We start from the raw sequence: 25,298 nt of genomic DNA on the forward strand, positions 1-25,298 counted from the left end.
TAACCTGTTGTTACAGTTGAGGTAGTAGTCTGAATTGGCGCCATTTTTTAACACAATCTTGCAGTTGGCACGGTCGCTGCTTGCGTCTAGACAGGCTCAAGCGGTACCGGTCACGCAAACCGGCAGCCGGGCCGATTCGAGACAACAAACGACGTCAAAGAGGTCTTCTCATGAAGAACATCAAGATGAATCAAGGGCAACAGGGCTTCACGCTCATCGAACTGATGATCGTGGTCGCCATCATCGGCATCCTGGCCGCGATTGCCATTCCGCAGTACCAGACTTATGTGGCCAGCTCACAGGTCGGTCGTGTGATGGGTGAAGTCGGTGCGCTCCGGACGGCGACTGAAGACTGTCTCCTAAAAGGCCTGAGCGAGTCTGACTGTAATTTCGGTTGGAGTAACAGTAACGTGCTTGCCGGGGCAGAGGATCTCCAGGGGTCTGGTGGATCTGGCACGGCCGGTTTGACGGCGACTTTTGCAGATTCGAGCGTTTCTTTGACGGCAACGTTTGGTGGCAATGCGTCAGTGGATATAGATGGAGATAATCTTCAATGGGTTCGCACCACTGGAGGCGAGTGGTTTTGTGAGACGACTGTTGATACAGCATACACCCCGGCGGGTTGCAACCAGACAGACAGCCTGACCGATGCTGCTAACGATCTTGACGCGGTCCCTGATTACAGCTCGAATTAGTAAATCTTTAGGGCAGGATTAAGTTTAAGCACTAAGCTTTTACTGGTATGCCCTCTGGCTAAGCTAGGGGGCATTTTCATTTAATAACTGTTATTGTTTCTCAGCTGACATGAAGTTAGTGCCGTTCCGGCGAAAAAAGTTGAAGAGGGTGATTGTTGTTGCGGCGCTTTTGGCCTTTTTTGTATGGCTTTCTCACCTTGTTATTGCCCGCCCTCTTGCTTTCTCCCGCTTCATCTATCCAATAGAGGCTAGCTTGTCGGAATTGACAGGCAGCTGTTCAACTGGGTCTCCTGCTTGGATGGATAAGGTCGTAGCTGATGTCCGTCGAAATGGAGGTGGTCTCGCCAATCAGGTTGCTTACGTTTCGCCTAATGGCACCCTTCACCACTGCGAAAATGGATGGCAGAAGGCGCCGTTTTTTTCAGATAAAGTGAGACCGGAAACACGTTTTCGGTATGCCAGCACCACAAAGCTGTTTACGGCAGATGCAATTCTGGGACTGGTTGATGAAGGGCGCTTGAGCTTTGAGTCCAGGCTTCTGGAGTTCTTGCCTCCCGTTAGAGAGTTAAAGGATGAGCGTATTGCCGACATCACGATTCAGGATCTTTTGAATCACACCTCCGGTTTTAATCGAACTATCGGCATGCCTGACATGCTGCAGCTAAACAAAACCCCATGGTGTCCCGGGAGTCTGAAGCGTATATCGGAAAGAACGTTGGAGCACGAACCGGGCACTCAGCCGGCCTATTCCAACCTGGGGTATTGCCTGCTGGGCGTTGTCATTGAGCAAACAACCGGTGTTGGCTACCGCGAATACATCAAAGAGCGATATGCTATCGGTGAGCACGGGATTCGGTTCATTGATGGCCCTTACCTTGACGATGAGGTCCGTTACGATTTCAGGCACAGCAACTTCCTGTCGGATGATTATTACAGGTATTGGGATTTCGCCGCACTATCGTCTTCTGCGGGGCTGTCGGGAAATGCGGTCGCTCTGGCCCGGCAAGTTCGGGGGATGCTGGTCAGCAGGCCGCTGAACGTCACCTCTTACGATTACCAGTCCGACAAGTGCTCTCCTACCAATATTAGAGGCTGCTATGGGTACGCCGCGTATCAATACCAGCCTGAGGATGGCCCGTTCCCAGTGTACATTCAGGGCGGGCATCTCCCTGGTGCCTCCAGCATGGTCATGATGGATGACCGGGGTGGGGTTCTGGTGTGGCTGGGAGCCGGCCAGCCGCCGAATGGGTTTGAGTCCAAGAAGATGCTGTATCAGCGGTTCTACAACCGACTTGCTGACTTCTATTCAGACAAAGAGTGATCCCCGGGCAATAAGTCGTGAAGCTGGCCCGTATGTTGCTGCCATCTACACAAACGCACCAGAGGAGATTGGCAATGGAACGGGGCTTCACGTTAATCGAGTTGATGATCGTTCTGGCGATCATCGGCATTCTGGCTGCAATCGCCATACCCTCATATCAGGATTATGTGGTGAGCTCTCAGGTTTCACGAGCGCATGGCGAGCTTGCCAGCTATAAGAGCGCTGTTGAAAAACAGTTGGTCGAGGGGAATACCGCCATCGACAACACAGATCTTGGTTATTCGCCCTCAGGGCTTACCACCGGCAGTAAATCGGTCGATATTGCCAGCTTCAACACTGACGGATCGGGGCAGCTCGAGGTGACCCTCGGCGGCAATGTCAGCTCGAAAGTGTCAGGCATTATTATCCGGCTTGAGAGAGACACCAACGGCATGTGGACCTGCCAGGTGGATAACTCGGCGGCGGTTGGCACCTGGGAGGCGCGGTTCATGCCGGAGGGCTGCACCCTCTAAAACCCCTTGCCGACCCATCGCCAATTGGCTACTATCCTGCCCGGTCGCCGGAATAGCTCAGCAGGTAGAGCAACGCATTCGTAATGCGTAGGTCGGGGGTTCGACTCCCTCTTCCGGCACCACAGATTCAGTAGAAGGGCTGCCTGCGGGTGGCCCTTCTTTGTTTTGAGTACTGCGCTGGAAGTTCAGTAAACACGTTGTTGACCATTAGTAAACATGGAAGTACGTTGATAGACACCGGCGTGGAGATGCGTACAAATGACGGTTCAGGTGATTGAAAAAGAAGGGGCGCCAGAGTGGGCGGTGATTCCGTATGATGAATATCAGGCGCTGCTTCGGTTGGCTGAAGACGCACAGGATGTTGCCGATGCTCACGAGGCGATGCGGGACGTTGCGGAAGGTAAGGATGAGCTGATTCCGGGCGATGTGGTGGAGCGCCTGGTCTCCGGCGATGAGCACCCGCTCAGGGTTTGGAGAACCTATCGTGGTCTCACGCAGGAGGCCCTGGGTCGCTCGGCTGGCGTTGGAAAATCGTATGTGTCCCAGATCGAGTCTGGTCGCAAGACCGGCTCAGCCACCATGTTGAGCCGCCTGGCGAAAGCGCTTAACGTCGATGTTGACGATCTTTTGATGTCTGACGATGTCAAAGGGCGGGTTCTCGACGGGGTGGGTCCGTGACTATTGTCTGGTCACCACACGCTTTCTTGATGGAGGTTGGTGATGTACGCAATCGAATTTGAGGCGAATATTGAGAACGGAATTGTCAGGATTCCGGAACAGTATGAGCGTCTCAAGAATAGCCACGCGAAAGTGGTTGTCATGGTCGACGAGAATGTGGCAGAAGCAGCGGATGAAGTGGGTCTGGATTTCTCTGGTTGTGTGATTCATTCGTTTGAAGGCCAGGATGGCCTTCAGGTGCAGAGAACGATGCGGGATGACTGGTAGATATTTTCTGGACACGAACGCGTGGATTTACGCGATCAACGGTCGTGTCAAGCTCCCAGGCTATCGTTATTTCACATCCGTGATTACGGAAATGGAGCTTCTGTCCTGGCCCGCTCTCACGGCATCTGAGGAGCGTGTTCTTCGAGATATTCTCACTGGAATCCATGTAATCGGATTGACCTCGGACGTGAAGGATCGAGCGATTGAGATTCGAAAAGCAACGTCGCTGAAGTTGCCGGACAGTATTGTTTCAGCCTCCGCGCAACTGGCTGATGGGGTACTGGTGACGAACGACAGAAAGCTGAGGGAACGTCATGGCGGGGCATCGGTCACTCTGGAAGAGTTGCTGGAGCAGAGTTCAGGTTGAACGCGGCTTGGTGGTATGCGACTGACCAACGAAGAGCAGAAAACCATAGTGCGGATTGTGGAAAAGCATCTCGGAACGCAGGCAGAAGTCAGCGTCTTCGGCTCACGCGTTGATGACAGTCGCCGTGGCGGTGACCTGGATCTCTACATTGAAACTGCGGATCACGCCTCAGTCCGAGTGCGTGCGCGTCTCAAAATGGCTCTGGAAAACGCTTTGCAACTGCCTGTCGACGCCGTGTTTCACCAGAAAGGGCAATCGTTCACCCCATTTGAGAACATTGCGAGAGAGTCTGCCGTGGCGATTCAGGAGAGCGGTGCGCAATGACGGTCACCGAACAGGAAATGCGCTATCTGTCGCAGTTGCTGGAAGCCTGTCAGCGATGCGTTTTTTTTCTTTCGTCGTCGTCATCAAAAATCCTCTGGCCTCTGGATTCTTCGATTCTGGAGCAAAGGAACAAGGATGCCGAGTTTTTCGAGACGTTGTCGGCGGTCAACGAGCGGTTTGCAAAACTACAGGACACACTGGCCCTGTCGATGAGGCATGCTGCGGAGTTGTTGGGTGAGCCGGTGGATTACTTCCTCAAGGTGATCGTTTTATTTGAAAAACTGGGCGTCATCAGTTCGCGTGAGGCGTGGCAAGAGGGGAGAGTCGTCCGCAATATGGCGGCCCATGACTATGAGACGGATTACCAGCTGATTGCAGAACATTTCAACGCGCTGCACGAACTCGAACCCATGCTTTATCAGACGGCTGCCAACCTGATGGATTGTTCGGAAAAAGCATTGGGCGTAAAACCGGCATCCAACACGTTTCAGCCTGAATTTGATGCGGTTATCGAGAGAATGCAGGCTTCCGTAAGTAGCAAGTAGCAAGTAGCAAGTAGCAAGTAGCAAGTAGCAAGTTCCGGTCTTCCCGCGCGGCCCAGCGGTTCCCGCCCCTTTTGTCACTTGAGACTTGCCATTCGTAACTCCGACCTTAAAACTTTCAAACCTTAAGACGGATTGTATGCACTATTCCTCACTCATCCCGGATGTCATCCGGATTGCCGAACAGGCCAGCGAGAAAGTCCTCTCCATCTACCAGACGGACTTTTCGGTGCAGTTCAAGGACGACGAGTCGCCCATTACCGCGGCCGATATCGCGTCCCACGACATCATCTCCCGGGCCCTGCGCAACCTGACTCCGGACATTCCGATTCTGTCCGAGGAGTCCGCCAGTGCGCCCTGGAGCGAGCGGCGCCACTGGCACCAGTTCTGGCTGGTGGACCCGATCGACGGGACCAAGGATTTCACCAACCGCACCGGCGAATTCACGGTCAACATCGCCTTGATTGAGGGCGGGGAACCGGTCATGGGCGTTGTGACCGTGCCGGCGAAGCATGAAGTGTATTACGGCACAAAACGCGAGGGCGCCTGGAAGCGTGAGCGCAACGGCCGCACCCGTCGTCTCCACGTTGTGGTGCCGCCGGAAGAGAAGCGGGTTGTGGCCAGCAAGAGCCACCTCAACGAGGAAACTCGGGCGTTCATTGACAACCTCGGCCCCCACCAGTTGGTACAGGCCGGCAGCTCCCTCAAGTTCTGCCGCGTCGCCGAAGGCCACGCCGACATCTACCCACGCCTTGGCCCCACCTGCGAGTGGGACACCGGCGCCGCCCACGCCATCCTCAACGCCGCCGGCGGAAAAGTCCGCACCCTCGACGGCGACCCGGTCGTTTACGGCAAGGAAAACGTGAAAAATCCCTACTTCGTGGCGTCCGGCAGCTGGTACTGAGTCTGGGTAACTGAGGAAGGTTGTTTGCCACGGAAGAACACGGAACGACACGGAAACGCCCTCCGGGCGAAGAAGAAGTGCAAGTCACAAGTTGCTCGAGTGTGTCACCCCTCAGCTTGAAGACCAGCACTTCTTGTCGCTTGTTTTTCGTCCGTGTTTTCCGTGTCCTTCGGTGGCAAACACCGTCTTTTCCGAGTCATTCCGTGGATTCCGCGGCGAAAACAGGTTGCCTTCGCAGGCAACTCCGAAGCCGGAGACATCGGCTACAGTTGCCAACCGTCACCGACTTTAAAACCTTCAGACTTTAAAACGTTCAGACCTTTGTTGGCGTTTCAGCGGCGAATCACTCCCTCTTCCGAACCCCAGCCACCGGCACCGACACCCGTTGCTGCGTGTGCATGAAGTTCATCAACACAATGGCTCGCTCCTCACCGTCGTAGGCCTCAAAAACAGCCTGAATACCCTGGAATGGCCCGTTATCCACTTCAACGGGCTGGCCTGGCTGAATGCCGCCGGCGTCGGCCACTTTGTCCAGGCTGTCCCGGATATGATCGATCACCGCATCGTCAATCGGAGCGGGTTTGCCGGCGAAGCTCACCACGCGGCCCACGCCCCGGGTCGAGCGTAGCTTGGCCCAGAGCGGGTCGGTCTGCTCGATGTTGATGAACAGATACCCGGGAAATAACGGCTCCAGCCGCTTCTGCCGCTTATTGCCCCGAATGCGTTCCACTTCGATCTTCGGATAGAAGCACGACGCACCCTGGTTCTGCAGATTCGCCAACGCCCGATCCCCCTGCGCCGGCTTGTGCTGGATCGCGTACCACGGCATGGCTTCAACTCCTTTAAAGCGGGTTACGGATTGTAACCGAATAGTGTGGGCCACGGAAAAACACAGAAAGCACGGAAAAATGAGATTCGAAAACGACATTTGGTCATGTTGTCGGTCGATAGAAGCCAGAGACGTAAGGGGTTCGGAGCATCAGTATCTGCAGGTCGTTTCTTCTAACTTCTTTCCGCCCGAAGGGCGTTTCCGTGCTTTCTGTGTCTTTCCGTGGCCAATATAGTCCTTTCCTCGTTCCTTCTCGGGTTTCGCGGCGAATCCATAAAGGCTGTAGCAACTTCGCCGTGTCGCCGCTATCCTGTCGCCATCCAAGGATGTGAACCCAATCTATGTCACCCGACGCACACCTCACCCTCCTGACTATCGGCGCTGTGTTTGCCACTCTGATTTTTACCCGCGTGTCAGCGGACCTGGTCCTGGCGGCCGCCATGGCGGTCCTGCTGGTGCTGGGAGTGCTCACGCCCGAGCAGGCTCTGGTGGGATTCAGCAACCCCGGCGTGCTGACCGTGGCCGTGCTTTATGTGATTGCTGCGGGCCTGAAACAGACCGGGGCCGTGCGGTGGTTGGCGGATCAGCTGCTCGGCGTCCCTCGTAGTGCCCGCGGTGCGCAGTTCCGGCTGATCGCCCCAACGGCAGGGCTCAGTGCATTCATGAACAACACGGCGGTTGTGGCCATGTTCATCCCGGCGGTGCAGGAGTGGAGCCGCCGCCTGGGGCTGTCTGCGTCGCGCCTGCTTATGCCACTGTCCTATTTCGCCATCCTTGGCGGCACCTGCACGCTGATCGGAACCAGCACCAACCTGGTTGTGGACGGTCTGATCCAGTCCACCTCCGGTGACGCGCTGGGTCTGTTTGAGCTGGCCTGGGTGGGGGTGCCGCTGATTCTCGTCGGGTCTATTGTGTTTCTTCTGATTGCCCACCGGTTTCTGCCCGACCGTGGCGGGCTGATGCAACAGATGGAGAGCGCCCGCGAGTACAGCGTTGACATGCGGGTTCCGGAGGCCAGTTTCCTGGCCGGGAAAACCATCGTCGAGGCCGGCCTGCGGAACCTGGCCTACGGCTATCTGATGGAAATTGAGCGTGGCGGGCGACTCATGTCCGCTGTTGGCCCGGAGACAGTGCTTGAGGCCGGCGACCTGCTTCGTTTTATCGGGGAACCGCGCTGCGCCGACGAGGTGCGCTCCATCCGGGGGTTGGCGCCGGCCAATGGCGGCTCCGAAAAACTGGCGCTGGAAAGCCATCGCCGTTGTCTGATTGAAGTCGTTCTGGGGCCGGACTTCCCGGGGTTGGGGAAGAACGTGCGAGACGCCCGCTTCCGGTCCAACTACGGCGCCGCCATTCTCGCGATTTCCCGCCGCGGTGAGCGCCTGAAGGGCAAGATCGGTGATATCCGCCTTCAGGTTGGCGATACGCTGCTGCTGGAAGGCAGTCCGGATTTCGTGGATCAATACCGTTTTCGCCGTGACTTCCTGCTGGTCAGCCTACTGAACGACGCCGGGCGCATTGATCACCGTAAAGCACCACTGTCCGCCCTGATCCTCGTCGGGATGGTGCTTTTGAACGTTGTTGGGCTGCTCAGCGTGTTCGAATCGGCACTGGTTGCCGCCGGCGCAATGCTGGCCACCCGTTGCGTCACCAGCACCCAGGCCCGGCGCGCCATCGACTATCAGGTACTCACGGTTATAGCCGCCTCGTTTGCGCTCGGGCAGGCCATGCAGGTCTCCGGCGCTGCGGACAGCATTGCCGGCCTGATACTCGGCGACGCCAGCCTCCATCCCTGGGTAGCGCTGGCACTGGTGTACCTGATCACCGCCATCATGACCGAGCTGATCACCAACAATGCCGCCGCTGTGTTGATGTTCCCCATTGCCGTGGCTCTGGCGAACCAGCTGGACGTCAGCTTCATGCCCTACGCCATCACCGTCATGTTCGCCGCCTCAGCCAGCTTCCTCAGCCCCATCGGCTACCAGACCAACCTGATGGTGATGGGCCCCGGCGGTTACCACTTCACCGACTACCTCCGCACCGGCCTGCCCATGACGCTGGCAGTCGGTTCGACGGTGGTTGGGTTGGTGCCGTTGATTTGGGGGTTTTAGCCACGGAAATACACGGAAGGCACGGAAAGGACAGAGAAACAGATCTCCATGGAAGGAAATGGGCATGAATCACCGCAATTTATTGGCTTCAGAGCTTACTTATTCGATCAAAGGTGCAATATTCGAGGTGTCCCGTGAGCTGGGGTACGGTTTTTTGGAGAGGGTCTACCAAAAGGCCCTGGTTGAAGAGCTTCTCTCGAGAGGTTTGAGTGTGGAGCAGGAGTATCCAGTCAACGTTCGGTACAAAGGGAAAGAGGTAGCGGACTTCCGTTTGGATCTCTTGGTCGAGAATCAGGTCATCATAGAGCTCAAAGCGCAGAGCAGGATGCCTGTCGGTGCAGAAGCGCAGTTGATCAACTATTTAAGAGCAACTCGGTTCCAGATCGGTCTCCTGGTCAAACTTTTCCTATCCCAAGGCAAACGTGAAAAGAATTGTCTTGTAGGTTTCGCGCCCGAAGGGCGCTTTCCGTGCTTTCTGTGTTTTTCCGTGGCTAATCTCTGCTCTTCGCGAACCAGCCACCCCATGCTATCGTTATAAACTTATTTCAAATCTGGCACACAACGGTACGACGCACGAATGGACATCGTCTGGCACGACCACAAGATCACCCGCGCGGAGCGCGCCGAGCCCAAGCATCAACGCCCCTGTCTGCTCTGGTTCACCGGCCTGAGCGGGTCTGGTAAGTCCACCATTGCCAACGCTCTGGACGTTGCCCTCTATCGACGGGGCTACCACACCTTTTTGCTGGACGGTGACAACGTGCGCCATGGTCTCAACAAAGACCTTGGCTTCAGTGACTCGGACCGTGTTGAGAACATCCGTCGCATCGGCGAGGTCAGCAAGCTGTTCACGGACGCCGGCCTGATCGTGCTCAGTGCCTTCATCTCGCCATTCACCAGCGACCGTCGCATGGTGCGTAACCTCTTTCCCTCCGGCGAGTTCATTGAAGTGTTCATGGATACGCCGCTTGAAACCTGCGAAGACCGTGATCCCAAGGGGCTTTATGAGAAGGCCCGGGAAGGAAAGATCAAGCACTTCACGGGCATCGATTCCCCCTACGAACCCCCGGAGCATGCCGAAGTCGTGCTGGACACGTCCCGGCAGTCGGTTGAAGACTGCATCGATCAGCTCATTGGCTACCTTCTCGAACACGGCGTTGTTCTCGAAAGCCGCTGATTTCACAGGGTTTAACGGCGCTGCCGTTGTGAATGGACGGTAAGCGCCTAGAATCGGGGTTTACCGATTACTATCGTTGTCATAAAACGTGTTAGAGAATGCCAGCCAGGGACGAGCTGGAACCTTGTACTCCTTTCCTCCGTCCCTGACTCGAAATCGCATTGCGCCGTCGCCAGGCCCTGAACGCACCAGAACCGGTCGGTGGGGCGGTAGCGTGCCTGAATCGTCCATAGACTTATGAGGTTGAGCATCAAACATCGGTTACGTCCCCTCCTCGCGATGCCGTTTCTCGCGGTGTCTCCCTCCCTCCTGGCAGCGGATATCGCCTTTCCTGGATACAGTGGCTATCTGAATGTGCCGTCGGCGACGGCGCTGCCGCATGGTCAGGCCGACGTTCAGTTTTCCGATCAGGGCTATATGCGGGGGCGCTACGGGCATTACAAAAACGTCTCCGGTGGCTTCGGCGTGTTCCCAAAGGTGGAGGTCGGGGGGCGCGTGGCATGGAATCGGACTCAGACGAACTGCTTCCGCGTGGGGTGCGACATCCGGGATCTCTCGGCCAACATCAAGCTTCAGGCGCCATTGATTCCGGAAGAGTGGTTCTCGCTTGCCGCCGGTGTACAGGATCTTGGCGGGGAAGCCAATTTCTTTGATGCCACCTACATCGTCGCCGGTCGTTCCCTCGGCCCTGTGGACCTGTCGGCCGGCTATGGAGACCCTGATATCGAGGGGCGCTACCTCGACGGGGCCTTCGGCGCCATCCAGTACAGCCCCGTCGAGTGGGCTGGCGTGATCGCCGAACATGACGCACAGGATGCTCGCGCGGGCCTGAGGCTGAACAGCCCCAAGGGCCTGTTGCCATTTGGTGCGCAGGTGAAAAGCAAGGTGCTGCTCTGGAACGAGGGCGATTCCGAGAGTGACCGGCGGTTTTTCTCCGTTGGCATCAGCATCCCGTTTGGCAACGAGGCGTCTAAGACGCACCTGAAATCAGTTGCAAGTGACAAGTTACAAGTGGCAAGAGGGGATGAGACGGCACCTGTAGCCGATGTCTCCGACTTCGGAGCTGCCCGGGAGGGCAGCCCAAATGAGTCGTATCAGCCACGGAAAGACACTGAAAAACACGGAAACACGGAAGAAAAGCGCATTGAGGAAGCCGCTGGCATTGGTGCTGCGCTCGTGGGCGAAGGCTATGAACACGTCCGCGTTCGCTCAGAGGGTAAGGTGCTGACCGTCCGCTGGGAGAACAATCTGTACAACCGGGACGAGCGGGATTCGATCTATGATGTGGCCCGCCTGGTTCAGTCCAGAGCGGAAACCCATGAGACGGCGCGGCTGGTGCTGACGAATCAGCGCATTCCGGTCATTCGTCACACGGTGCCGCTGTCGGGCGACGAAGCGGCGTTGTACGCCACCGAGACCGACTTCCCCGAGTGGCAGCCCCAGACGGATCAGGACTGGGACTTTGAGGGCAGTTACGGCTGGGATCACAAACCGCGCCTGACCCTGCGCCCGAACCTGAGCACCGGCGTGGCAACGGAATACGGGGTGTGGGACTACTCACTGGCCGTCAATGCCAGCCTGTCGGCTTCCCTATGGCCCGGGGCGCTCGCCAGTGCCAGCTACAACGCCGAAGTGGCCCGGTCGGAGGATTTCGACGAGGACGGTGTGTTCTATGACAGCCGCCAGCGGACGGATTTCATCGAGGCGGAAGTGCAGCAGACACTGAAACCGCATCCGCAGGTGTATACGAGCTTTCACGGCGGACGTTATGCGCTGGACTACAATGGTGGCCTCAACGAGAGCCTGTGGTTGTCACCAAACGGTCGCCACACGCTGGGGTGGATTGTCGGCCGGTTCCAGCATAAAAAGTTCGAGGACATCAGCCGGACCCAGACGCTCGCGCGCTACAGCTACTTCAATCCGGACTACAATGCCGATGTGACGGTCTACGGCGGTCGGTTCTTCGCTGAAGATCAGGGATTCCGCGTGGACAGCCGGTTCTGGTTCGGCGACTATGCCATTACCCTGTCCTACAAGGACACCGACGCGCAGTTCGTCAGCCTGGGCTGGACCATTCCCCTGACACCAACGCGGGACGCCAATTTCCGCTATGGTCAGATCAAAGGCGATGCGGATTGGAACTACAGTGTTCAGACCCGCGTTAATGAAGACCGTAATGACGTCTCATTCGGCGGTGCTCAGGTGCTTGAGTCCGCCCATCCGATCCGGGAGCGGCATCTCAATCGCGGTCGGCTGACCAGCCATTAATCGAACTGTAAGAGAGAAATAACGAAAATAGGAGGACTCCACTCCCTATCCTTGCGTTTTAACAGACCTAACTTATAGTACGTGTAGGGTTTTGGGATGGGCCGTCCAGACAATAACCCGTGCCAACAATGCGTTGCCAATAAAGCAAAACCAGGAGAACTGAGGCTGATTATGACTCACGTAACAGAAAGGAAAACCGCATCAAAACTTGCCACCATGGCATTGCTGGCGCCGCTGGCCGGCCTGACGGCCTGCACGAGCAGCTCCAGCTCGGACACATCCGGCGCGACCGCCTCTGGCGTCGTATACGACGGGTACCTCCAGAACGCCCGTGTCTGTGTGGACGTGAACCTCAATAAGCAGTGTGACGACGGGGAACCCATTAGCGCCACGGATGCAGACGGCAAATTCTCGATCGCCGGGCTGAACGAAGACCAGGCACTGCGCCCGCTGCTGGCCGTCGTCGGTGCCGGTACGACCGATGCTGACAATGGCAATGCCGTTGATCCGAACCTGAAGTTCTCAGCACCGCCGAAGTCCGAAGCCGTTAGCGCACTGTCGACCATCGTTCAGAGCCGGGTTGAAACCGCTTTGGCCAGTGGCTCGTCAGAAACGATCTCTCAGCTGAAACAAAAGTTTTCCACGCAATTGGCGACTGATCTAGGCCTGCCTTCCGGCTTTGACGACCCGCTCAGCTACGACCCGATTGCCGCGAAGAACGACGAGTCCGCAAGCGACGCGGATCGACTGATTGCTGCCAAGACGCATCTGGTCAACAAAGTCCTGAGCCGTCAGGTCGCAACGCTGAATGGCAACACTGGCGGTACCACGGCCGGGTTCAACGCGTCCATCAAGAAGCTGAACGCCCAGGATGTGCGCAACGCCGTTGAGAACGACACGAGTGGCCTGGCTCTGGCCGACATCGCCACAGCCGTTGCCGAACAGGTGACCAGCGAAGCACAACCGGCGGTTCCGAGTCAGCAGGAGATCCAGCAGGCTGAGCAGGAACAGCAGACGCTGAAAAACAACTACGACAAGGCAGTTGAAGAAGAAACCGGCGGCACTGGCGCAACCGGCGGCACCGGCGGTTCCGGCACATCATAAAACCATGATGGCAGGGCACACCCCGAACCCCGGGGTGTGCCATCCCTCCCAAACGAGTTCACCGGAAAGACGAGATTCTGATGGTCGCTTCTTTCCTGTGCACTCGAGAAAACGCAGCGAAATAGTCAGGCAAAAAATGTGTCTCGGGCTCAATGTCGCCGACATCTCCAACTTCGGAGTTGTCCGACAGCGCATCCGCCAGCACCCTGACCTTAAAACCTTAAAACCTTAAAACCTTAAAACCTTGATCGGCCCCCTTTCCGTGTCATTCCGTGTTCTTCCGTGGCAACCCCCTTTCCGCGTCCTTCCGAGGATTCCGCGGCGAAAAGCAGCCGTTCCTCTTCTGCTCGTAGCAGCAACGGCCCACGCCGCCCCCTGGGTATCGCCGGAAGACCAGCGCCTCAACCATGCGGCGACACTTCTGAGTGATCTTGACGCGGACCTCCCGCCGGCCACCACATGGCCGGTTTCCTGGCGCCTAAGCGGGGCATCCGCATCAAAGACGACGGCGCTATCCCGCGCTTACCTCCGCTTCGAGAGAGCCGAACGGGCCCCAATGGGCTGGCGGGGCGACCTGAGCCTGGGTGGGCAGATTGGCAATGGCGTCTCCCGAGGGCGGGCGGAACGGCTCCCGGAACAGGATGGGCTGGCGCAACTCCGCATCGAATACCTGGGCGAATGGCTGGCATTGGGCCTGGCCCCAGGCTACGCCCCATCACCGGATGACAATACCGAATGGCGCTATGACGGCACCTACGTCGCCGTTAATCAGCGGGGCTGGACACTGGCCGCAGGCGCCACGGACCGGTGGTGGGGGCCGGGACAGCAAAGCAGCTTCCTCTTTGAAAGCCAGAGCCGACCAATACCAGCCGTGAGCCTACGGCGTCATGCCGACTCGCGCAGCCCACTGGCCAGCATGACCGGTCCCTGGTCCGTCACGATCATGGGCGCGCGACTGGCCGACAGACAGGACGGCCCGAGCGACGACTTCAGCCTGTCAGAAACGCTCTACGGTGCCCGCTGGACCATCAAGCCGACCGCCGGCCTTACCCTCGGCGCTGGTGCCCACAAACAGGACGCCGCCGGGCGAAATCGAGACGACATCGACACGATGGCACTGGACGCCCGATACGCCCATGCCATCGGCACGAACATGATTGGCATTTATGGCCAACTGGCACGACAGACCGTTGATCAAACCGACAGCAACGGCTGGCTGGCCGGCCTGGACTGGGTCACCACCGCCTGGCACGGCGAACAACGCTGGTTCACCGAATACGAAACCCACGACGACGATGCCCGGGCAAACGCACCGAGCCATCACGGCGACCCGATCAACCAGTTCGGCGCCCAACAGGACCGGACCACCAGCCTCGGCGTCCATCACTACGCCGGCACCGGCTGGAACACCGGCCTCGTCCTCCAGCACCGGAACAACCCGACAACCGACAACCTCAACGTCGCCCGAATCACCTACGGCCACCAACTACTGGCAGGCTGGCTCACCCTCAACGCCCAGATCGCCGACGACGACCTCGACACCCAGAGCGGCGAGAACTGGACAGCAGGGGCAGAGTGGACGTACCGATTTTGATATGGCCGCGGAATCCTCAGAATAGTGCGGAAGAGTGAATGGTCAGCCACGGAATCCACTGAAGAACACGGAAAATGAGCGTGAACATGTTCAATATGCCACTTTTCTCACGCCCGGAGGGCGCTTCCGTGTTTTTCGGTGTTCTTCCGTGGCAAATACAATCTCTTTTTCCGCGTCCTTCCGAGGTTTCCGCGGCGAAACAACGATCTGAACGCAGCAATAACGAGAACGCATGAACCGACTTGTCAGAAACCTTGTTGCTCTTTCCGTAACGGTCACGGCTCCCTTTGCGGGAGCGCAATCCCTCTCCCAATCCCAGATCGACCGCTTCATGTCGCTCCCCCAGGCCCAGCAGGAAGCGCTGGCGGAGCAATATGGAGTGGATCTGGAGAACCTGCGCGAGCAGACCGGTGGGTCCGACCAGCCCGAGGAGCCCCCTCAACCGGTGGTCAAACCGCTTGCTGAGGCGGAAAGCGAGGAGGAATCGGGAAGATCGGACTCGTCGAAGCCATCAACCGACGACCAGGGGGAAGCACAGGGCAGCGGTGAAGACTCGCTGGAGCCGTATGGCTACGAACTCTTTGCGGGCGCGCCCAGTACCTTCGCACCGGTGACCGAAATTCCTATGCCGTCGGATTACGTGATCGGGCCGGGGGATGTGGTTCGGGTTCAGCTGTATGGCAAGAAAAACGCCCAGTTTGAGTTGGCGGTTAACCGGGATGGGAATATCGAGATCCCCGAGATCGGCCCTCACAACGTGGCTGGCCAGACGTTCCGTGAGCTTCAGGCCAACATCAAGAACCTCATCTCAGAAAGCTTCATCGGCGTGCGTGCGAGTGTCAGCCTGGGTGAGCTGCGCAGCATGCGCATCTTTGTGCTGGGCGAGGCGCGGACTCCGGGCGCTTACACCGTCAGCTCGCTGTCGACCATTACCAACGCTCTGTTTGTCTCCGGTGGTGTTCAGCGTTCCGGCTCCTTGCGACGCATTAAACACAAGCGCGATGGTGAGGTCATTGGTGAGCTCGACCTGTACGACCTGCTTCTGGACGGGGACACCTCCGACGACGCTCGCCTTCAGCCGGGCGACGTCATCTTCATACCCCCGGTTGGACCGAGGGTCGGCATCAGCGGCGAGGTCTACCGCCCGGCGCTCTACGAGCTGGACGGTGCCACCACGGTCGAACAGGCGGTTCAGCTTGCCGGGGGGATGACCGCACAGGCCTACCCGCAGATCACCCGTATCGAACGGACCAACGACGACTATCTCCGGGTTATCGCCGAAGCCAATCTGACGAAAGCGGCCGGCCGGCAAATGGCCGTTCAGCCCGGTGATCGCATCAGTATTGCGGCCATTTCCGACATCACCGGCCAGTACGTGGAAGTGAAGGGTGCCGCCACCCGCACCGGCCGCTTCGCCTGGGTGCCGGGCATGCGCATCAGTTCCCTGTTCACCTCGCTGGACGCCAGCCTCATGCCGGTGGCCGACAAGCGCTACGCCGCCGTAGTACGGACTGATCCGGACGATGACACCATTTCCGTCATCAACGTTCGCCTACGGAACGCGGTCCAGAATCCGGGCAGTGCCGCCGATATCCAGCTTCAGGAAAAGGACCAGCTCCTGGTTTTCTCGGATGCCGGGAAGGTGAAGGGCGGTGAGGAAGGTCGCAACTTCACTCGCGAGCAACTGTTTAACCCCGTTCTGCGTCGCCTGAAAGCCCAGGCCGGCCCGGGCCATCCGCAGCAGACCGTGAGTATTTCCGGCCCCGTGCGATACCCGGGTGAATATCCCATGCCAGCGTCCCACGCTGTGCGGGATGCCATTTGGGTGGCCGGGGGGCTCAAGGACTCCGCTTCCCTGTACGCCGCCGAAATCGCCCGTTATGAAACGCCCGAGCAGGGCAGCACCGAAACCCGAATCATTGAAATCAACCTCAAAACAGCAATGAACGGCAACGGCGCTGAGCGTCTTCAGAGCCGGGACCGGCTGCTCGTTAAACGCATCCCGGAGTATGCACGGCAGCGCACGGTTTCTCTGGAGGGCGAAATTGAGTACCCGGGCGAATACACGTTCCGCAAGGGAGAGAGTCTCCAGAGCGTGATTCGGCGCGCGGGTGGACTGACCGACAACGCGTTCCCCAGAGGCGCTGTGTTCACGCGCGAAGACCTCAAGCGTCGGGAGGCTCAGCGCCTGAAGGAAGCGGAGGAGCGCCTCAAGGGTGACCTGTTGGGGCAGCAACTCCAGGGTGAAGACTTCGGGAATCAGGCGAATGCCGATTCAGAGAGCACATTGGAGGATCTGCTGGACCAAGTCCAGGATGCCCGTCCTGTCGGACGAATGGTGATCGACCTTCAGGCAGTCCTCAATGAGGGGGAATATCAGTCCATCCGACTGCAGGATGGCGACACCCTCACGGTTCCGGAGATCCCGCAGTCCGTGTCGGTTTTCGGCGAAGTCCAGTTCCCCACCAGCCACTTGCATAAGCCGGGCCTGACCGCCGAAGACTATATCGACCGCAGCGGCGGCCCAACGGCCCAGGCCGACGAAGACCGCGTCTACGTCGTCAAAGCCGACGGCTCCGTCATCCTCCCGGAAGACAGCAACTGGTTCGGCGGCACCCCAACCAACCTCGGCCCCGGCGACACCATCATCATGCCCATCGACGTCGACCGAATCAGCCAGCTGAAACTGTGGACCAACGTCAGCCAGATCGTTTATCAAATTGCATTGGGCGCAGCGGCAGTGGGTAACTTGTAAAAGATTCGCCGCGGAAACCGCGGAGGGACGCGGAAGAAAAAACATAGAGAACAAAGAGGGAGGTACATGCTCAGGGATGAGGAGCTGACCTATCGGATACGGGGTTGTATCTATGAGGTTTATCGGCAGCTTGGCCACGGGTTTCTGGAAAGCGTTTATCAAAAGGCGCTGGTGGCAGAGTTAGGGCGACAAGGCCTTGCCGTGGAGCAGGAATGGCCCGTACAGATCTTCTATAAAGGAACCGATGTTGGCGAGTTCAGGTTAGATCTGGTTGTCGAGCGTCGAGTGATTCTGGAGCTAAAGGCGCAAAAAACGTTACCGCGAGGAGCGGAGACACAACTGCTCAATTACTTGAAAGCAACAGGAATAAAGCTTGGCCTCCTGGCCAACTTCACGTACCCAAAAACATACGTCAAACGAATCATTTTAGAGAACCAATAATTCATTCATTTCCGCGCCCTTCCGCGGATTCTGCGGCGAAAAGAGAAGCCTGCTCTATCTGGCGAAGCGACTGAAGATCATTGAGGGTAGGCAGGCAAAGGACCTGATCGAGAAAACCAAGCTGATCAGCTCAATGCTCCACAGGCTCTCTAAAAGCATCGAGCAAGGAAGCTAGAAGCTTTAAGACCTTAAAACTTTCAAACTTTAATGCTTTAAAACCAAAAACTTCCGCGTCCTTCCGCGGGTTCCGCGGCGAACCCCGAGAAGCAGCGAAACCTGACAGAAAAATCAGTTAACCTATAGGACAGGTAAGCCAATCAGCAGGTGCACCATGCGACTAAGCCCCATTGAGATCAAAGTCATCAAAAATTCCGTCAAGGAAGTCTTCGGCAACAAGGCGGAGGTGTCACTGTTTGGCTCTCGCACCGACGACGAGGCCAGGGGTGGGGACATTGACCTGTTGGTGAAAACGCCTGATCCCGTCGCACATCCCGCCTGGGATACCGCAAAGCTTCAGGCGAAAATCATCAAACAGCTGGGTGACCGGAAAGTCGATATATTGCTGGACGCACCGAATATCCCCAAAGCCGGTATCCATCAGGTCGCCAGCTCGCAAGGGATCGCTCTGTGAAGACTACCCGGGAAATGGAAGAAAGGCTCAGATTTCTGAGTCGTGTAGTGAGCAAAGAAATAAAACACCTCGATTACGCGGCAAGTCAGGTCTTTGTCGATGCCTTTACCTTTGAGGCGGTAGAGGCGTTGGATGCCAACCCTGAACTGGCGCTTAAGGTAGAGGCCTTCACAAGCCGTTTCTGCCGCCTACAAGACACCCTGGGAGACAAACTTTTGCCGGTGCTGCTTAAAGCGCTGGGAGAACCCGACAGGGCCTTGTTGATCAACCTTGAGAAAGCCGAAAAGTTTGGTTGGCTGGATTCGGCTGAACAGTGGATCGCGCTCCGGCAGTTGCGTAATCAGATGATTCACGAATACATCGAAGATGCCCGGACTCTGTTTGACGCGCTGACCACCGCCCACAGCAACGTAGGCGTACTGGAAAAGTTAGCAGACGAGCTCCAACGCCAAATACGAGATCTTTACTGATCTTATATTTGTTTCCGCGTCCTTAGGCGGATTCCGCGGCGAAAAAGACAAGCCCGCTCGCTAAAGCTGTTAAAACTCTCAAACCTTAAAACATTGAAACTCACCATCTTCCGCGTCCTTCCGCGGATTCCGCGGCGAATAAAACATGAACGAAAGAACTGAACAGGCATATTACCCCGACGACGAAATCGACCTCCGGGACCTCTTCCGGACCTTATGGGACGGCAAATGGCTCATCATGGCCATCACCTTTGTCTTCGCCGTCGGCGGCGTCGCATACGCTCTCTGGCTCCCAGACATCTATAAATCCGAAGCCCTGCTTGCGCCTGCGAATGGCGAACAAAGTCGGCAACTGGGCGGTCAGCTTGGAAGTTTGGCCAGTCTTGCGGGCGTGAACATTGGCGAGGATGGCTCCAGCAAGGTTGTGATCGCCAAGGAAACGTTGAAATCCCGAGCTTTCCTCGCTGATTTTATTCGTCGCCACAACCTGGAGGTACCTCTGATGGCGACTGAGGGGTGGAACGTGGAGAAGGGCGAGTGGATCATCGACCGTGAGGTGTACAACCCCGAGACAAACACATGGTTGAACGATGATGAGGGAGAAAGCATGAAGCCCTCGGACTGGGACTTGGTCAAACGGTTTCGCCAGGAGCTTTTAAGTGTCAGCCAGTCCGAAGATACCGGAATGATCACGGTCAGTATTGACAGCAAGTCGCCTGTTGCGGCGCAGCAGTGGACGGAGTGGTTAGTCGAAGACATCAACGAACACATGCGTGAGCAGGACGTGCGCGAAGCCAATAAACGCATTGACTACCTGCGCGACAAACTCCAAGAAACCAATATCACCGGCATGCAACAAGTGTTCTACCAGCTTATCGAAAGCGAAACCCGTACAGTCATGTTGGCCAATGCAAGTGATGAGTACGTGTTCGAGACCGTAGATCCGGCCGTGATCCCGGAGGAAGAGAGCGAGCCAAGCCGAGCATTGATCTGTGTTGTAATCACAATATTGGGCGGCATGCTGGCGGTTTTTGTCGTTTTCATCCGTTCTTTCATTGAGAGCAACCCTGATCAAGGAGGCTCTGAGTTTGCAAGCTGAATTGAGGAGCTGATTTCACTACCAGCGGAAGAAAAGACAACAGAGCATTTCGGCTCTCAAACAGCAGAGATGACCTGCCCCAACCTGTTGGACAGCATCGCTTCCACTCAACTTTTCTACAGCAAACCGCTGACTTTTTCGTTGCTTGAGGGCACGGGCGGCTTCTTGGAAGTACAATTTAGAGGAATAGCACTCGTAAATTCATGACAATCCATGATGGTACCGAAAAGCCAAACTTGGTGAGACTTATACGCAGGTTTTCGATCAGTGGCTTGACGGGGCAATTCGGCAGGACTGCGTTTGGGAGCCTGCTATTAAAGGTTACTAATGTCTGCCTAGGATTTACGTTGGCAATTGTGCTTGCGCGCGTACTCGGCGCTGAAGGCTATGGCACCTACGCCTACGTTTTTTCTCTGATTTCCATTCTTGCGATTCCTGCACAGTTCGGGCTGCCAAAACTTGTCCTAAGAGAAACCGCGCGTGCTCAAGTGCGCGAGCAATGGAGCCTGATGCGTGGCGTTTGGCGATGGTCATCGTTGATGACGCTAGCGATGACAATCGCTCTAGCACTGATTGCACTCGGCACAGCCTGGTTGTTCCAAAGTCGTTTCGCACCGGTACAGCTTCACACATTTTATTGGGGCATAGCCTTGGTCCCGTTGATTGCATTCGGTGCGTTGCGCGGAGCCGCCCTTCAGGGATTGCGTCGGGTTATTATAGGAAAACTGCCGGAGACAACGGTTCGTCCGGTGTTGCTTGTAGCAGTTATCCTTGTACTTGCCTATTTGGGCGAAGAGCTTAGTGCTTCACGTGCTATGGCGATTCACGCTGTCGCCGCGGCAGTAGCATTTGGTTTCGGCGCCTTGTGGTTGCGGCAGAACCGCCCGGTAGCTCTGCGAGACAAACCGGTGCCACAATACCAATCTAGGCGTTGGATTACGGCAATACTACCGCTGGCTCTGACGGCTGGATTGTTTAAAATTAATCAATATTCGGATATATTAATACTCGGTCTTTTTAAAGACGCAGAAAACGTTGGCTCCTATCGTGTAGCAGTTCAGGGCTCGCTTCTAGTAGCTTTTGGTCTCCAATGCGCCGAGCTAGTTATCTCTCCTTATATAGTAAGGTTGTATGAGCGTAATGACTCTCTAAAGCTACAGGACCTCACTTTAATTGTCGCGAAGATTGCATCAATTATTGCCATAGTTGGGGTAAGTATATTTATTTTTTTCGGCAAAACCCTTTTGGTCACGGTATTTGGAGAGGCCTTTAAGCAAGCGTACATTCCACTAGTCATATTATCTATAGGCCAAGTGTTTAATTCTACATTTGGTCCTGTCGCGTTTTTGTTGAATATGACACAAAATGAGCGCGCGCCTTTGCAAGCGATGGCCGTTGCGGCCACCGTTAATATCTTATTAAATCTATCACTGATTCCCCATTTTGGTTTGGCCGGAGCCGCATCCGCAACATCATTAGCTTTGGCAATCTGGAACTTTTTGCTTTGGCGATCAGTGCGCAACCGGCTAGGAATCGAAAGCCTTTTCCCTGTATATTACTTCAAAAGGCTAAAATCAAAAAAAAGCTGATATCGCAGTATTTATAGGGCTGCGTCGGCCATGTCATATATGGCTGAGGCTTTTTGCATTTTAGTTTTGTTGAGCGAAGTCTAGCCTGTTAATTGTGATTACATCTAGCAAATATGTGAAAAATTGCAAGTGAAAATTTCATTAGTGCAATTGTCAAAATTGATATCGCTTCTATTAATCGCAACCATTTCTTTTCAGAATATAAGGTTGTTATTTTTAGGGCCGCTGGTCTTGAGTATCACAAACTTATTCCTGTTGATTAACTTGGTAGTGTTGCTGACTTATGTGGCTCGTAAAGAAAAGATCGTAATTGGTAGATATCAAATGCCATATGTGGCAATTCTTTCAGGGTTTGGTGCATTGGCGGTGCTATCGTGCATTTGGCATGCAAGGTTTGAGGTTGTTGCTCCTATTGCGAGCTCAATGTTGTTGACTTTACTCATTGTGGCAAGCATAAGAGAAATCAATATTAGATACTGGGAAGCTGCAATTCTACTTTCGGCCGTTCTAGCAGTAATCTTCGCGATCGGACATTCTGCTAACCTTATCCCTCTTTTTGGATTCGAAGGACCAGTTCCACATCGAGGTAAAATACTACCAATTGATTTGAAACAAGGCTATACCGGTCTTATCGGTACTCGTGGATCATACGGTATATTGTGTATTCTGGGGATAGTCGTTGGTTTGTGGTGGTGGAGGTGCGGTTCAATACCAAGAAAACTAGTCGCTTTATCATCGATATTGGCGATAATTTTCTCAGTTGCACTTAGCCTGTCTCGCAGTACCTGGTTAGCGATCGGAATAACCATGTTCGCTTATATTCCATTACGTTGGATGGTCGCGGGAACCAGTCGATACAACCGCTTGAATCGCGGTGTCATTATCGCGGTAGTAGTAGCATTCATTGGAATGTGGTTGGCTCTATATGGTGTGCCGTCGAGTGTTTCGGATAGTTATAATTTGATGGTCTCTATCCGGGAACGTTCGGTGGAGAGTCGTTGGTCACAATATCAAGCCGCTCTGGATTTGTCGGTCAATGCCCCGATATTCGGTTTGTCGAGTAGCCAGATGGAGCGTTTGTTTTCTGAGCATGTGTTGCATAATTCGATGTTAGCAGTTTTACTCGAAATAGGCATTTTCCCGCTTATATTTTTTGTGGCTTTGCATGCGTGGTTGATAAAAGATTTAATAAAAATTGCACTGGTTGACAGTTATTATGAAAATCGTTTGAGGGCTGCTGTTTGGCTAAGTGGGCTATTTGGAGTGATTGTGGAAATGTCACTGTTTAGAGGATATCAAACGAATATGTTCTGGGTTTTTGTTGGGCTACTCGTTGCTGATATTATCCGGATGCGGAGAGGTGTTTCTTTCAAATGTGATCGAGTTGCTAATAGCGGATTTCTAGGTTCTCCGCGCCCGGGCGGAAGCTAGTGGGGGCGCAGGTAGGTCATAACCAACGTGTGTGCTCAAATAATCGATTGGCATATCTGTTATCTAGTCAAATCTCTTTGTTCTGGCGTTATTTCGAGCGTCGATAGTAAATACGAGAGAGGCGGGCAACTCATATGAGTCTGAAATGATAAACCACAATAAAATGCCGCGAGTGTTATTTTTTAGTGCCTATCTACCAAGTAAAGGCGGAACTATTAGGCGATTGCAGCACTGGGCAAGAATGCTGAAAGATTCTTGTCATATTACCATACTGTATGGCGCACCGGATAACTCGATAACTAATGATGTGGTTCGTAGGGAGCTCGGTATCGAGCAAAATATAACATTGATCAGCATATCAGCACCGCCGTATTTGAGAGGTGGGCTGGTAAGGTTGAAGGCGGCAAAAAAAGCATGGGATGAGTTTGGCTCCGGAGACCATGATATTGTCATACCAATGAGGGGAGACTCGGAAACAATCACCGCGGGCATTATAAAGTTACGCGATCGACTTAAAAGAAAAAGGCCAGGGTTCGTGAGCTGCTGCGCTGGTGAAAATATGCCGCCTATCGCGTACAAAGGAAGAATGAAAGGGAGGCTGTATCGTCTCTTGATACGCTGGGCATACTGTACCAGTGAGATGATTATAGCGATAACTCCTTCCTTAAAGCGTTATTTGCATCAACAGGGGATATCTGAGAATAGAATACAAGTGATACCAATATCTGTACGCTACGATCCTGATCATAGCGAGGTATTACATCAAAGGCCCTTTGTTTTTGGTATTGTCTCTAGGTTGACAGCGAGTAAAGGTATCAGCTTGGCAATACACGCATTTAACAACATGAAATTCAAGGGCGACGCGCAGTTTCGAATTTATGGCTCGGGGCCTGAGGAAGCGCTAGCACGCCAACTAGTAAAGGACTTGTCTTTAACTAACGTGATAACCTTCCATGGTTACGAAAAGCCTGAGGTAGCCTTTGGTTCGATTGATTGTGGTATTTTGGCGAGTGAGTCAGAAGGGCTGCCACGAAGCATTTTAGAGGCTGGAAGTTTGGGGGTGCCCTATATTGCAACAAATGTTGGTGGCGTTCCTGACCTGATAGTCCACCATGAAAATGGTTGGCTTTTCGAGTGCGGAAATAAAAGCGAATTGACTTATTTAATGGAATATGTTTTGAGAAATAAAGAGTCTGTTAGGCTTGCTGGGAATAATATGCGAGAAATTGTCAAATATGAATATAGTGGCGAGATCGAAAAGAATAGGCTGCTTGGTGTTATAAATAACATTTCTTATAATGGAAGCCTTTGATGTTGTTTAGCGGATGTCCAAATTTTTTGATACCGGGAGCCGGTAAGAGCGGTACTACTTATTTGGCTAGCATTTTGTCTCAGCATCCCGATATATATATACCCTCGGGGAAAGAGCCAGCTTATTTTAGTGCTTGGCCGGAGCGTGGAAATTTTAAATTCGGGGTTCATCAGTATCGTAAGAACTTTCAAGAAGTTTCTAGCGAGACACGGATTGGTGAAGCATCTACTGTTTATATGTATGACCCCGAATCACCAAAGTTGATCCGCGAACAGTTAGGGGATATACCATTAATTTTTATTTTGCGTAATCCGGTAGAGCGAATTTATTCAAATTATTGGCAAGAGATAAAAGCCGGAAAAGAGCTGCCGCTTTTTTCGGAAATGATTGAGTCCGGTCATCCTCGGTTTCTTGAAATGCTGTGGGTAAGTCGTTATGGGGCTCATTTGGAGCGTTATTTTACATATTTCTCTAAAGAAAATATTTTAGTAACATTTCTCGATGATCTTAAAGATGATCCGGAGGCATATGTCTGGAAAGTGCTTGAGTTTCTTCAGGTCTCAGCAGATGTGCCTGATTTGGGTTTGTATACACGGGCCAATGATTCAGGTCTGCCAAAATCAAAATTAGTTGCGAGAGGGTTGAGGAATCGCCGTCTTTTACAAACTGTGCGTTCTTTAACACCAGCTTGGGCGTATGATTACTTAGGACGTACAGTTAGGTGGGCGAGAAGGGTTAACGAGCAATCTTATGTCTATCCGACGATAGATGCGAAATCACATCGTATTTTATTGAGTGAATTGGAAGCGGATATTAGATTAACCGAGAGCATTCTTGGTTGTGATCTAAGCTCATGGCGAACAACTAAGTGATGCGATTA

Annotated in this window: 25 protein-coding genes and 1 tRNA gene; 25 read left to right on the forward strand and 1 reads right to left on the reverse strand. The window is 54.6% G+C overall.

Annotated features, from left to right (window positions below):
• The first annotated feature begins 185 nt into the window (after positions 1-185).
• The 10 genes from C8D92_RS12880 (at position 186) to cysQ (ending at position 5,610) form a co-directional block, all read left to right on the forward strand.
• Positions 186-695: a pilin gene (locus tag C8D92_RS12880; RefSeq protein ID WP_116919620.1), complete on the forward strand. Its 510-nt coding sequence runs from the start codon at positions 186-188 to the stop codon at positions 693-695.
• A 109-nt stretch (positions 696-804) separates the two neighbouring features.
• Entirely contained in the window at positions 805-2,016 is a 1,212-nt protein-coding gene (locus C8D92_RS12885) for a serine hydrolase domain-containing protein (protein WP_116919579.1), read from the forward strand.
• A gap of 74 nt (positions 2,017-2,090) precedes the next feature.
• Positions 2,091-2,528 (forward strand): pilin, encoded by a 438-nt coding sequence (locus C8D92_RS12890; protein WP_116919580.1) that lies wholly within the window; start codon positions 2,091-2,093, stop codon positions 2,526-2,528.
• A gap of 46 nt (positions 2,529-2,574) precedes the next feature.
• A tRNA-Thr gene (locus C8D92_RS12895) sits at positions 2,575-2,650 on the forward strand.
• Between the two features lie 136 nt (positions 2,651-2,786).
• Positions 2,787-3,206 (forward strand): helix-turn-helix domain-containing protein, encoded by a 420-nt coding sequence (locus tag C8D92_RS12900; RefSeq protein ID WP_116919581.1) that lies wholly within the window; start codon positions 2,787-2,789, stop codon positions 3,204-3,206.
• 42 nt (positions 3,207-3,248) lie between these two features.
• On the forward strand, positions 3,249-3,473 hold the full coding sequence (locus C8D92_RS12905) for a hypothetical protein (RefSeq protein WP_116919582.1): 225 nt from the start codon (positions 3,249-3,251) through the stop codon (positions 3,471-3,473).
• Positions 3,463-3,840 carry a type II toxin-antitoxin system VapC family toxin gene (locus tag C8D92_RS12910; protein WP_116919583.1) on the forward strand — a complete coding sequence of 126 codons (378 nt, stop codon included), beginning with the start codon at positions 3,463-3,465 and terminating at the stop codon, positions 3,838-3,840. The genes C8D92_RS12905 and C8D92_RS12910 overlap by 11 nt, the downstream gene beginning before the upstream one ends.
• Positions 3,841-3,855: 15 nt before the next feature.
• Positions 3,856-4,164, forward strand: coding sequence for a nucleotidyltransferase domain-containing protein (locus C8D92_RS12915; RefSeq protein WP_116919584.1), 309 nt, complete (start codon positions 3,856-3,858; stop codon positions 4,162-4,164).
• A complete protein-coding gene (locus tag C8D92_RS12920) occupies positions 4,161-4,709 on the forward strand; it encodes a hypothetical protein (protein ID WP_116919585.1) in 549 nt (182 codons plus the stop codon). Before C8D92_RS12915 ends, C8D92_RS12920 begins: the two co-directional genes overlap by 4 nt.
• 136 nt (positions 4,710-4,845) lie before the next feature.
• The gene (cysQ, locus tag C8D92_RS12925; protein WP_116919586.1) at positions 4,846-5,610 is read left to right on the forward strand and encodes a 3'(2'),5'-bisphosphate nucleotidase CysQ; all 765 of its coding nucleotides are present in this window, start codon (positions 4,846-4,848) and stop codon (positions 5,608-5,610) included.
• 343 nt (positions 5,611-5,953) lie between these two features.
• On the opposite strand, the gene rfaH is transcribed toward cysQ, so the two are convergent.
• Positions 5,954-6,439: a transcription/translation regulatory transformer protein RfaH gene (gene rfaH, locus C8D92_RS12930; RefSeq protein WP_116919587.1), complete on the reverse strand. Its 486-nt coding sequence runs from the start codon at positions 6,437-6,439 to the stop codon at positions 5,954-5,956.
• Between the two features lie 341 nt (positions 6,440-6,780).
• On the opposite strand from rfaH, the gene C8D92_RS12935 reads away from it, so the two are divergent.
• The 15 genes from C8D92_RS12935 (at position 6,781) to C8D92_RS13005 (ending at position 25,290) form a co-directional block, all read left to right on the forward strand.
• Positions 6,781-8,547: an SLC13 family permease gene (locus C8D92_RS12935; protein WP_116919588.1), complete on the forward strand. Its 1,767-nt coding sequence runs from the start codon at positions 6,781-6,783 to the stop codon at positions 8,545-8,547.
• Between the two features lie 64 nt (positions 8,548-8,611).
• Positions 8,612-9,085 carry a GxxExxY protein gene (locus tag C8D92_RS12940; protein ID WP_207775179.1) on the forward strand — a complete coding sequence of 158 codons (474 nt, stop codon included), beginning with the start codon at positions 8,612-8,614 and terminating at the stop codon, positions 9,083-9,085.
• Between the two features lie 39 nt (positions 9,086-9,124).
• A complete protein-coding gene (gene cysC, locus C8D92_RS12945; RefSeq protein WP_116919589.1) occupies positions 9,125-9,724 on the forward strand; it encodes an adenylyl-sulfate kinase in 600 nt (199 codons plus the stop codon).
• A gap of 243 nt (positions 9,725-9,967) precedes the next feature.
• The gene (locus tag C8D92_RS12950; RefSeq protein WP_165819277.1) at positions 9,968-11,992 is read left to right on the forward strand and encodes a YjbH domain-containing protein; all 2,025 of its coding nucleotides are present in this window, start codon (positions 9,968-9,970) and stop codon (positions 11,990-11,992) included.
• A gap of 171 nt (positions 11,993-12,163) precedes the next feature.
• Positions 12,164-13,096, forward strand: coding sequence for a hypothetical protein (locus tag C8D92_RS12955; RefSeq protein WP_133243129.1), 933 nt, complete (start codon positions 12,164-12,166; stop codon positions 13,094-13,096).
• 556 nt (positions 13,097-13,652) lie between these two features.
• Positions 13,653-14,690 (forward strand): capsule assembly Wzi family protein, encoded by a 1,038-nt coding sequence (locus tag C8D92_RS12960; RefSeq protein WP_116919592.1) that lies wholly within the window; start codon positions 13,653-13,655, stop codon positions 14,688-14,690.
• 232 nt (positions 14,691-14,922) lie between these two features.
• Positions 14,923-17,445 (forward strand): SLBB domain-containing protein, encoded by a 2,523-nt coding sequence (locus C8D92_RS12965; protein WP_116919593.1) that lies wholly within the window; start codon positions 14,923-14,925, stop codon positions 17,443-17,445.
• A 66-nt stretch (positions 17,446-17,511) separates the two neighbouring features.
• On the forward strand, positions 17,512-17,886 hold the full coding sequence (locus C8D92_RS12970; protein ID WP_116919594.1) for a GxxExxY protein: 375 nt from the start codon (positions 17,512-17,514) through the stop codon (positions 17,884-17,886).
• 331 nt (positions 17,887-18,217) lie between these two features.
• The gene (locus C8D92_RS12975; protein WP_116919595.1) at positions 18,218-18,517 is read left to right on the forward strand and encodes a nucleotidyltransferase domain-containing protein; all 300 of its coding nucleotides are present in this window, start codon (positions 18,218-18,220) and stop codon (positions 18,515-18,517) included.
• 47 nt (positions 18,518-18,564) lie between these two features.
• Positions 18,565-18,987 (forward strand): hypothetical protein, encoded by a 423-nt coding sequence (locus C8D92_RS12980; protein ID WP_243402444.1) that lies wholly within the window; start codon positions 18,565-18,567, stop codon positions 18,985-18,987.
• A 145-nt stretch (positions 18,988-19,132) separates the two neighbouring features.
• The gene (locus tag C8D92_RS12985) at positions 19,133-20,086 is read left to right on the forward strand and encodes a Wzz/FepE/Etk N-terminal domain-containing protein (RefSeq protein WP_116919597.1); all 954 of its coding nucleotides are present in this window, start codon (positions 19,133-19,135) and stop codon (positions 20,084-20,086) included.
• 203 nt (positions 20,087-20,289) lie between these two features.
• Positions 20,290-21,675: an oligosaccharide flippase family protein gene (locus C8D92_RS12990; protein WP_116919598.1), complete on the forward strand. Its 1,386-nt coding sequence runs from the start codon at positions 20,290-20,292 to the stop codon at positions 21,673-21,675.
• Positions 21,676-21,798: 123 nt separating this feature from the next.
• On the forward strand, positions 21,799-23,106 hold the full coding sequence (locus tag C8D92_RS12995; protein ID WP_207775180.1) for an O-antigen ligase family protein: 1,308 nt from the start codon (positions 21,799-21,801) through the stop codon (positions 23,104-23,106).
• A 145-nt stretch (positions 23,107-23,251) separates the two neighbouring features.
• Positions 23,252-24,418: a glycosyltransferase family 4 protein gene (locus C8D92_RS13000; RefSeq protein ID WP_116919600.1), complete on the forward strand. Its 1,167-nt coding sequence runs from the start codon at positions 23,252-23,254 to the stop codon at positions 24,416-24,418.
• Positions 24,418-25,290, forward strand: a complete 873-nt coding sequence (locus tag C8D92_RS13005; RefSeq protein ID WP_116919601.1) for a sulfotransferase domain-containing protein — start codon at positions 24,418-24,420, stop codon at positions 25,288-25,290. The genes C8D92_RS13000 and C8D92_RS13005 overlap by 1 nt, the downstream gene beginning before the upstream one ends.
• The last annotated feature ends 8 nt before the right edge of the window (positions 25,291-25,298 follow it).

Origin of the sequence: Tamilnaduibacter salinus, from assembly GCF_003096655.1 — a bacterium.
In the GTDB taxonomy this organism is placed as follows: Bacteria; Pseudomonadota; Gammaproteobacteria; order Pseudomonadales; family Oleiphilaceae; genus Tamilnaduibacter; species Tamilnaduibacter salinus.